The organism is Candidatus Thermoplasmatota archaeon (assembly GCA_022848865.1).
GTDB lineage: Archaea > Thermoplasmatota > Thermoplasmata > RBG-16-68-12 > JAGMCJ01 > JAGMCJ01.
In genome coordinates this window covers 1-6,890 of the sequence record JAJISE010000064.1, presented here as the reverse complement: position 1 = coordinate 6,890, position 6,890 = coordinate 1, and the positions used below count along the sequence as shown (strand labels likewise).

Below are 6,890 nucleotides of genomic sequence, written 5' to 3'. Positions count from 1 at the left end.
ATGGACCCTAGCCTCAGCTTCAGACATTCCTGCAGAAGCGCGATATGCGGTTCGTGCGCCGTAAGCGTCAACGGAAAGAACATGCTGGCGTGCAATACGCAGGTCGACGCGCTGGGGAAGAGCAGGATAGTCGTCGAGCCGCTTCCGGGATACCCCGTCATCAACGACCTCGTCGTAGACTTCGCACCGTTCTTCGGGCAGTACAGGTCCATACGACCGTATCTCGTTTCAGAGTCGCAACCGCCCGAGAAGGAGCGCATCCAGACCGTCGAGGCCAGGAAGAAGTACGACGCGCCCGCGCAATGCATCATGTGCGCCGCGTGCACGACTTCATGTCCGATCGTGTGGACGGACGACAAGTACCTGGGTCCCGCCGCCCTGACGAAGGTCTGGCGGTTCGTTGCCGACTCGAGGGACGAGATCACGGACGAGAGGCTAGCCATGGTGAACAACGAGTGCGGCGTATGGAGGTGCCACACGATGTTCAGGTGCGCGGAGGCGTGTCCGAAGGAGATAGACACGACGGAGGCGATCGAGAACCTCAGGCGGGAGGTCCTCAAGAGGGCCTTCTCCAGGAGGCGATAGAATGCTCAAGCAGAGCGGATTCGGCTACTACGTGAGGAAGATAGCGAGGACCTGGAAGGAGACGGGCACGCTCGCACACATCGTACACCGGGCTACGGGCATCCTCCTGGTCGTGTACCTCGTGGTGCACATATACGTCGTCACGCAGGCAAGCCTCAACGGAGAGGGCTACGAGAGCATCCTGAAGACGTTCAGAGAACCGCTCTTCGCTGCGGGCGAGCTCATAATGATCATGGGCGGTCTCGTCCACGGGCTCAACGGCATCAGGCTCACGCTGTTCGACATGGGAATAGGGCTCAAGCACCAGAAGGCCATGTTCTGGGCTTTCATGGTCATCGCGGTCGCGGTCTGGTTCGTGGGTCTCGCGATAGTCTGGCCCGTAATAGGAGGGGGATGATGGGCGCGCCGACGGAATCGAAGAGAAGCATGTGGCTCTGGATCCTTCAAAGGGTCAGCGGTGCGGCTCTCATAGTCCTGCTCCTCATCCACATGGCCGTCCTGCACTACATGGACCCGCACGATGCGATCGTGATATCGGAGGTGAGGATCCGCCTGCAGGGGCTCACGTTCATGATCATCAACAACCTGCTGCTGGGTTTCGTCATATTCCACGCATTCAATGGGGTTAGGAACGTCGTGTACGACTACACCTCCGACCCGCGCAAGAGGGCGGCGGTCTCGGCCGTCCTGGTGATCGTGGCGATCTTCCTCTTCGCGTTCGCGGTGTGGGCGTTCCTGCCGTTCATGTTGGGGTGATTGGATGAGAAAGCACGACGTTGTGATAGTTGGCGGCGGTCTGGCGGGCCTTCGGGCAGCCATAGAGACGTCGAGGGAGGTGGACACCGCCATCATCTCGAAGATCCACCCGCTGAGGTCGCACACGGGTGCCGCCCAGGGAGGCATAGCGGCCGCACTGGGGAACGAGACGCCCGACTCGATAGAGGAGCACGCGTTCGACACGGTCAAGGGCGCGGACTACCTCTGCGACCAGGACGCGATGGAGGTCCTCATCAACGAAGCTCCGAAGAACATCTACGAGCTGGAGCACATGGGTGTCGCCTTCAGCCGCACGCCTGAGGGCAAGATCGCGCAGAGGCCCTTTGGCGGGCACAGCAAGCCGAGAGCGTGCTACGCTGCGGATTGGACGGGGCACACGCTCCTGCACACGCTGTACGAGCAGAGTCTCAGGCAGAGGATGACATTCTACGATGAATGGTTCGCGCTTTCCGTCGCCCTGGTGAACGGGACCTGCGCGGGCGTGACGGCCCTGGACATGAAGACCGGCAGGATCGAGGCCTTCAGCGCCAAGTCCGTCATCTTCACCACGGGGGGGTACGGGCGAGCCTTCAAGATCACGTCCAACGCGGCGGCGAACACGGGGGACGGCCTCGGTATGTTCCTCCACGCTGGACTCCCGCTCGAGGACATGGAGTTCGTTCAGTTCCACCCGACGGGACTGTACCAGCATGGCATACTCGTCACCGAGGGCGCACGCGGCGAGGGCGGGTACCTGCTCAACGACAAGGGCGAGAGGTTCATGGAGAACTACGCCCCGGAGAAGATGGAGCTGGCTCCGAGGGACGTGATATCCAGAGCCATGCAGACGGAGGTCAACGAGGGTCGCGGGATTGGCGGGAGCGATTTCCTGCATATCGACCTGCGGCACCTGGGGAAGGAGACGATACTGGAGAAGCTGCCTCAGATTCACACTCTGGCACTTGACTTCGTCGGCGTGGACGCCATCAAGGACCCAATACCGATTCAGCCTACCGCCCACTACTCGATGGGCGGGCTCCCGACAACGATAGACGGGAATGTGATCTCGGATGTCAAGAACACCCCTGTCGCGGGGCTGTTCGCGGCGGGAGAATGCGCCTGCGTCTCCGTCCACGGGGCGAACAGGCTCGGCACGAACTCGCTGCTGGACGCCGTTGTCTACGGGAAACAGGCGGGGATAGCCGCCAGAGACCACGCGAAGGGGACGCAGTTCGTGAACTTCCCGGACGAACACCTGAGGGAGGTCGAGAGCGACGTAACATCCCTGCTCGCAGCCGACGGCAAGGAATCCGCCCCGAAGCTGCTGACGAACCTGCAGAACGCGATGACTCGGCTCTGCGGGATATACAGGGTCAAAGAGGACCTGGAGCTCTGCATCGAGCGGATCAAGGACCTCATGGAGAGGTTCCAGAACATAGGCACCGCAGACAAGGGCAGGATCTTCAACACGGAGCTCATCGACACTATACAGACGAGGAACATCCTGGAGTTCTCGGAAGTGATGGCCGTTGGCGCACTGGCGAGGGAGGAGAGCAGGGGCGCGCACTACAGAACGGACTTCCCGAAGCGCGACGACAAGGATTGGCTGAAGCACACGATGGCGTGGATGGAGAACGGCAAGATCAGGCTGGACTACAAGCCCGTTGTTATCACCAAATGGGAGCCGCAGGAGAGGAAGTACTAGTCGTTTCTGGGCAACGATTTTATATCCATAGTTCGTATCAGCCAGCATAAGCTCGGGGAGGGGCCCAGAGTTTGGGGAAGAGGCCGAAGCATCTAGAGGAGACGAGCAGTCCTCGCTACTTCTCACGCCCAAATGGAATCCTGTGGCAACTCACGAGGAGGGAAGAAGATGATTGACAAGAGAGTTTTCAGCGTTGCAGTGTGTTTTGCACTCATCGCAACAGCGTTTGCGGCGGCATCCTTCGGCGGAGAGACGGAAGTCACGCAGAGCGAAGAGCAGTATCCAGCAGACGACCCTACAACGAACCTGAAGGAGACCAACAACCGCAACCGTCCTTCAGGAGGGGAGCCCAGAACCCCGAGGCTCACGTCCACGTATGACTACGTCATCATAACGACGAACGCCATCGTGGCCAGCAGCGACAGGCTCGAGCATTTCGTGCACCTGAAGGAGCTCTACGGACACGACGTTCTAGTCGTTACGGAGACAGACTTCGACTCCTTGACGGGAGAGGCCCCGAACGGGAGGGCCGAGAAGATAAGGCAGTGGCTGCTTGACAACCACGGGCCGATGGGCATAGAGTACGTCCTGCTGATAGGCGACCCCGACCCCGATGATCCAACCGATCCCGGGGATTCTGTGGGCGACATACCCATGAAGGATACCATGTACGGCTACTTCAACTGGGATCACAGTGACATACCAACCGACATGTTCTACGCCGACCTCGACGGCGATTGGGACCTCGATGACGATGGATACCACGCCGAACCGGTCGACATTGCCAATCCGCTGAGCCCGGATCCCACCATCAACACGGACTACTTCTCTGCCAGGTGGACCGGATACGTGTACTGCGATTTCGACCAGCAGTACGAGTTCCAGACCTTCACGGACGGCGGAGTAAAGCTCTGGATAGACGGAGACCTGATCATCGATAATTGGGACAATCTCACCGAGCACCCGCCCACCAGCAACACTGCACCGAGGGTCATGACCGCAGGCAACCACGATATTAAGCTAGAATACAAGGAGCACATCGGGGACGGCATCATGAGGCTCTACTACAGGACGACCGTGGGCAAGGCAGACCCAACATACGTCGGTCGTCAGATCATCCCGGTGGACCACCTCAGGAACGAGGCGGACACGGCCGCCGGGCTGACGGGCAGATACTACAACAACATAGACCTGTCGGGCAGCCCAGACCTGGTCAGACCTGACAACGAGGTGATTGATTACATCTGGGCGACCGGCGACATAGGCCCAGGCGGACCCGAGAACGACGCCAACGTCTGGGTCGGAAGGATACCCGTCTACGACGACGACTATGACCAGCTGGACCACATCCTCGGCAAAATGATCCAGTACGAGACGGACCCAGGCGACATAAGCTGGAGGGAATCCATCCTTCTGCCGATGTCGCCGCTCACCGACACCACGCCCGCCTATCAGTATGGCGAGGAGGTGCTCAACGACTACGCGATCGCTGCGGGGTTCGACTACTACCGGATATACAAAGAGGACTATGCCCCGGTCGGAGGGCCGACGCCTGAGCTGTGGCCCACCTCCAAAGACAGTGTAGAGAACGAATGGAAGAACGGGTACGGAGTGATCACGTGGTGGACCCACGGCAGCACGACCTCCGCGTCCGATATCTTCGATTCCGGCAGGGCTCCCAACCTCGACGATTCGAAGCCGACCTTCACATACCAGGCCTCGTGCGGAAACGCAAAACCAGAGAGCAGCGGCAACCTTGCCTACGCGCTCCTCAAGAACGGGGGGATAGCGACAATCGGGGCGACGAGAGGCTCCACAGGATCGCGCGGCAACTGGACGTACGATCCCACGTCGATGGCGAATCCCAACTTCGGCTACGCCTACAACCGCGGCATCATCCAGGACGGCTGGCCTGCGGGGAAGGCCCTGGTCGAGGCCAAGAAGCCGACGACAAAGGTGACAACGAACGAGCTGAACTACAACCTCTTCGGCGACCCGGAGACGTATCTCCTGTACACGGTGCCGAACTACCCGCCCGTTGCGAGCGTGGCGGGGCCGGTCATCGTGAACGAGGGCGAGACGATTCTCTTCGACGCTAGCGGGTCCTACGATCCCGAGGGAGATCCCCTCGAGTACAGATGGGACCTCGACAACGACGGGAACTGGGACACCTCCTGGTCAACTAGTCCGACCGCGACGCTCACGCTCGGGGACGACTACATGGGAGAGGCTATGGTGGAGGTGCGAGACGAGCTCGGCCTCACAGGCTCCGATGTGGTCGATGTCACAGTGCTCAATGTGAACCCGACGATCGAGGACGTGAAGGCATACATCCTGGTCGACTTCACGCTCCGCGCGGCGGGGGAGAAGTGGCACAACGTTGAGATGTACGTTTACGAGGACGGGACGCAGATCGGCTACGCGGAGGTCGTTCGATATCCGGGAAGCCCGGACGATCAGGCACAGACGCTCGTGGACGTGGAATGCGACGTGACGAGGGTAATCACTGTGAAGGTCGTGTACACGCCGCTCGACGACCCTGTCAACGGGCAGGTCTGGGGCGCGAGTCCCGTATGGGTGAACGTCTCGTTCGAGGATGGCGGGTACAATCTCACGCAGCACAACTTCAACGTGAGGCATCCCGATAGGTGGGAGTGGATCTTAGGGGTGAACCAGTTCTTCGTCGGACACGACATCACATTCGAGGCCGATGCGACGGACCCGGGAAGCGATGACCTGACGTTCACGTGGAACTGGGATGACCTGTCACCGGACGACGCGGCGACGTACTACAACGATGGAGTGGGACCAGACCCGTATCCCAGCACGGACGGAACGTATCCGTTCGCGGCGTCAGATGCTCAAACGCATGCGTTCATGGCGGCAGACACGTACAACGTCACACTGACAGTCACGGACGACGAAGGCGGATCGACCTCGATAGTGATCACGATAATCTTGGTCTAGAGTCAGAAGCCGATGAACCCGGAGACGATGAAGTAGAATCCGAAGAGGATGAGCAGGCCTCCGCAGACGACGAACACGCCAGTTCTTGTCTTCGGCGTCCAGAACTTCTTGCTCCTGTTCACCGTGTAGGAGACGAGCGTGTCCCACACCAGGTCGCAGGACCAGTGGACGACGGCGAAGACGATGATGATGATGACACCGTAGGCGGCGGCCATGACTATCAGGCTGAAGCCGACGGTCGCCCACCACAGGAAGAAGTACGGGTTCGTGAGCGTTGTGACCATTCCCGTCACAAACGAGGAGTATGGCATGTATTCCTCCCCCTCGCCCTCTCTGAACCTTATCATCTGATATCCCATCAAGAGAAGGAATAGTCCGCCGACGATGCCTATGACCGCCAGCAACCAAGAATCCTCAAGCCAAGAGGCCGCGTAGAACACTCCCACCATCAGGGGGAACTCGATGACGCCATGTCCCAGGGCTATGGGGATGCCGGCCTTGGCATCCTCGGACCCCTTTACGACAGTGGCCGCGAAGACGGGGCCTGGCATCATGACACCCGTCAGCGAGAGGAATACGGTGAGCCCGAGCACGGCGAGGATCTCGTACACGGAGAGGTTGATACCTGTCCGCATTTAAGAGATTGGCGCTGAATTCGGTTATGACCATAGCCGAAGGAATTTACCAGCAAAAGCGAATTACAGCAGAGAGAAACCCGATTCAGCTCAACCTTCAATCACACGCAGTAGAACAGGTCTGCTCTTCATATCTGTTCTGAGGACGCCTACGAGAGAACTGTCGGGGCAGTTGGCGAGGATGTCTCTGGTCTCTTCAGCCTCGGGGGATATGCCTTCCAGGACCAGTCGAATGGGTCCAG

General features: G+C 59.6%; 6 protein-coding genes. 5 read left to right on the top strand and 1 reads right to left on the bottom strand.

Annotated features, from left to right (window positions below; genetic code table 11):
- From LN415_09185 to LN415_09165, 5 genes are all read left to right on the top strand, one after another.
- Positions 1–585 (top strand): succinate dehydrogenase iron-sulfur subunit (locus LN415_09185; GenBank protein MCJ2557258.1); only part of this gene is annotated, 585 nt, incomplete at its 5' end.
- Between the two features lies 1 nt (position 586).
- Entirely contained in the window at positions 587–982 is a 396-nt protein-coding gene (gene sdhC / locus LN415_09180) for a succinate dehydrogenase, cytochrome b556 subunit (protein ID MCJ2557257.1), read from the top strand.
- Positions 979–1,341 (top strand): hypothetical protein, encoded by a 363-nt coding sequence (locus LN415_09175; GenBank protein ID MCJ2557256.1) that lies wholly within the window; start codon positions 979–981, stop codon positions 1,339–1,341. The genes sdhC and LN415_09175 overlap by 4 nt, the downstream gene beginning before the upstream one ends.
- 4 nt (positions 1,342–1,345) lie before the next feature.
- A complete protein-coding gene (gene sdhA / locus LN415_09170) occupies positions 1,346–3,046 on the top strand; it encodes a succinate dehydrogenase flavoprotein subunit (GenBank protein ID MCJ2557255.1) in 1,701 nt (566 codons plus the stop codon).
- 168 nt (positions 3,047–3,214) lie between these two features.
- Positions 3,215–6,013: a C25 family cysteine peptidase gene (locus LN415_09165; GenBank protein MCJ2557254.1), complete on the top strand. Its 2,799-nt coding sequence runs from the start codon at positions 3,215–3,217 to the stop codon at positions 6,011–6,013.
- Between the two features lie 2 nt (positions 6,014–6,015).
- On the opposite strand, the gene LN415_09160 is transcribed toward LN415_09165, so the two are convergent.
- Positions 6,016–6,648 carry a LysE family translocator gene (locus LN415_09160; GenBank protein MCJ2557253.1) on the bottom strand — a complete coding sequence of 211 codons (633 nt, stop codon included), beginning with the start codon at positions 6,646–6,648 and terminating at the stop codon, positions 6,016–6,018.
- Between the last annotated feature and the right edge of the window lie 242 nt (positions 6,649–6,890).